The organism is Streptomyces sp. cmx-18-6 (assembly GCF_046548915.1).
Taxonomy (GTDB): domain Bacteria; phylum Actinomycetota; class Actinomycetes; order Streptomycetales; family Streptomycetaceae; genus Streptomyces.
On the sequence record NZ_JAEBEP010000030.1, the window covers coordinates 1 to 3,206 of the forward strand.

The following is a 3,206-nucleotide window of genomic DNA, read 5'->3' on the forward strand; positions in this document are numbered from 1 at the left end:
GGGGTGGTGGGTGGCTGGTCGTTGTTTGAGAACTGCACAGTGGACGCGAGCATCTGTGGCCAAGTTTTTAAGGGCGCACGGTGGATGCCTTGGCACCAGGAACCGATGAAGGACGTGGGAGGCCACGATAGTCCCCGGGGAGCTGTCAACCAAGCTTTGATCCGGGGGTTTCCGAATGGGGAAACCCGGCAGTCGTCATGGGCTGTCACCCGCTGCTGAACACATAGGCAGTGTGGAGGGAACGAGGGGAAGTGAAACATCTCAGTACCCTCAGGAAGAGAAAACAACCGTGATTCCGGGAGTAGTGGCGAGCGAAACTGGATGAGGCCAAACCGTATGCGTGTGATACCCGGCAGGGGTTGCGCATGCGGGGTTGTGGGAGTTTTCTTTCATAGTCTGCCGGCTGTGAGACGAGTCAGAAACCGTTGGTGTAGGCGAAGGACATGCGAAAGGTCCGGCGTAGAGGGTAAGACCCCCGTAGCTGAAACATCAACGGCTCGTTTGAGAACCACCCAAGTAGCACGGGGCCCGAGAAATCCCGTGTGAATCTGGCGGGACCACCCGCTAAGCCTAAATATTCCCTGGTGACCGATAGCGGATAGTACCGTGAGGGAATGGTGAAAAGTACCGCGGGAGCGGAGTGAAATAGTACCTGAAACCGTGTGCCTACAAGCCGTGGGAGCGTCGCTGGCAGCACTTGTGCTGTCAGTCGTGACTGCGTGCCTTTTGAAGAATGAGCCTGCGAGTTTGCGGTGTGTTGCGAGGTTAACCCGTGTGGGGAAGCCGTAGCGAAAGCGAGTCCGAACAGGGCGATTCAGTAGCGCGCTCAAGACCCGAAGCGGAGTGATCTAGCCATGGGCAGGTTGAAGCGGAGGTAAGACTTCGTGGAGGACCGAACCCACCAGGGTTGAAAACCTGGGGGATGACCTGTGGTTAGGGGTGAAAGGCCAATCAAACTCCGTGATAGCTGGTTCTCCCCGAAATGCATTTAGGTGCAGCGTCGTGTGTTTCTTGCCGGAGGTAGAGCACTGGATAGGCGATGGGCCCTACCGGGTTACTGACCTTAGCCAAACTCCGAATGCCGGTAAGTGAGAGCACGGCAGTGAGACTGTGGGGGATAAGCTCCATGGTCGAGAGGGAAACAGCCCAGAGCATCGACTAAGGCCCCTAAGCGTACGCTAAGTGGGAAAGGATGTGGAGTCGCAGAGACAACCAGGAGGTTGGCTTAGAAGCAGCCACCCTTGAAAGAGTGCGTAATAGCTCACTGGTCAAGTGATTCCGCGCCGACAATGTAGCGGGGCTCAAGCGTACCGCCGAAGTCGTGTCATTCCAGCATGTACCCCCAACGGGGGCTGGGATGGGTAGGGGAGCGTCGTGTGCCGGGTGAAGCAGCCGCGGAAGCGAGTTGTGGACGGTTCACGAGTGAGAATGCAGGCATGAGTAGCGATACACACGTGAGAAACGTGTGCGCCGATTGACTAAGGGTTCCTGGGTCAAGCTGATCTGCCCAGGGTAAGTCGGGACCTAAGGCGAGGCCGACAGGCGTAGTCGATGGACAACCGGTTGATATTCCGGTACCCGCTTTGAAACGCCCAGTACTGAATCAGGCGATGCTAAGTCCGTGAAGCCGGCCCGATCTCTTCGGAGTTGAGGGTAGTGGTGGAGCCGATGAACCAGACTTGTAGTAGGTAAGCGATGGGGTGACGCAGGAAGGTAGTCCAGCCCGGGCGGTGGTTGTCCCGGGGTAAGGGTGTAGGACGCACGGTAGGTAAATCCGTCGTGCATATAAGTCTGAGACCTGATGCCGAGCCGATTGTGGTGAAGTGGATGATCCTATGCTGTCGAGAAAAGCCTCTAGCGAGTTTCATGGCGGCCCGTACCCTAAACCGACTCAGGTGGTCAGGTAGAGAATACCGAGGCGTTCGGGTGAACTATGGTTAAGGAACTCGGCAAAATGCCCCCGTAACTTCGGGAGAAGGGGGGCCATCACCGGTGATAGCACTTGCTGCTTGAGCTGGGGGTGGCCGCAGAGACCAGCGAGAAGCGACTGTTTACTAAAAACACAGGTCCGTGCGAAGCCGTAAGGCGATGTATACGGACTGACGCCTGCCCGGTGCTGGAACGTTAAGGGGACCGGTTAGTGCACTTTCGGGTGTGCGAAGCTGAGAACTTAAGCGCCAGTAAACGGCGGTGGTAACTATAACCATCCTAAGGTAGCGAAATTCCTTGTCGGGTAAGTTCCGACCTGCACGAATGGCGTAACGACTTCTCGACTGTCTCAACCATAGGCCCGGTGAAATTGCACTACGAGTAAAGATGCTCGTTTCGCGCAGCAGGACGGAAAGACCCCGGGACCTTTACTATAGTTTGATATTGGTGTTCGGTTCGGCTTGTGTAGGATAGGTGGGAGACTGTGAAGCGGCCACGCCAGTGGTTGTGGAGTCGTCGTTGAAATACCACTCTGGTCGTGCTGGATGTCTAACCTGGGTCCGTGATCCGGATCAGGGACAGTGTCTGATGGGTAGTTTAACTGGGGCGGTTGCCTCCTAAAGAGTAACGGAGGCGCCCAAAGGTTCCCTCAGCCTGGTTGGCAATCAGGTGTTGAGTGTAAGTGCACAAGGGAGCTTGACTGTGAGACCGACGGGTCGAGCAGGGACGAAAGTCGGGACTAGTGATCCGGCAGTGGCTTGTGGAAGCGCTGTCGCTCAACGGATAAAAGGTACCCCGGGGATAACAGGCTGATCTTCCCCAAGAGTCCATATCGACGGGATGGTTTGGCACCTCGATGTCGGCTCGTCGCATCCTGGGGCTGGAGTCGGTCCCAAGGGTTGGGCTGTTCGCCCATTAAAGCGGTACGCGAGCTGGGTTTAGAACGTCGTGAGACAGTTCGGTCCCTATCCGCTGTGCGCGTAGGAATATTGAGAAGGGCTGTCCCTAGTACGAGAGGACCGGGACGGACGAACCTCTGGTGTGCCAGTTGTCCTGCCAAGGGCATGGCTGGTTGGCTACGTTCGGAAAGGATAACCGCTGAAAGCATCTAAGCGGGAAGCCTGCTTCGAGATGAGTATTCCCACCAACTTGATTGGTTAAGGCTCCCAGTAGACGACTGGGTTGATAGGCCAGATGTGGAAGCCCGGTAACGGGTGGAGCTGACTGGTACTAATAGGCCGAGGGCTTGTCCTCAGTTGCTCGCGTCCACTGTGTTG

At 56.6% G+C, this 3,206-nt stretch carries 1 rRNA gene; it reads left to right on the top strand.

From position 1 onward, the window contains the following. The first annotated feature begins 57 nt into the window (after positions 1–57). Positions 58–3,183, top strand: a 23S ribosomal RNA gene (locus tag ACLJPL_RS33950). Positions 3,184–3,206 lie beyond the last annotated feature (23 nt).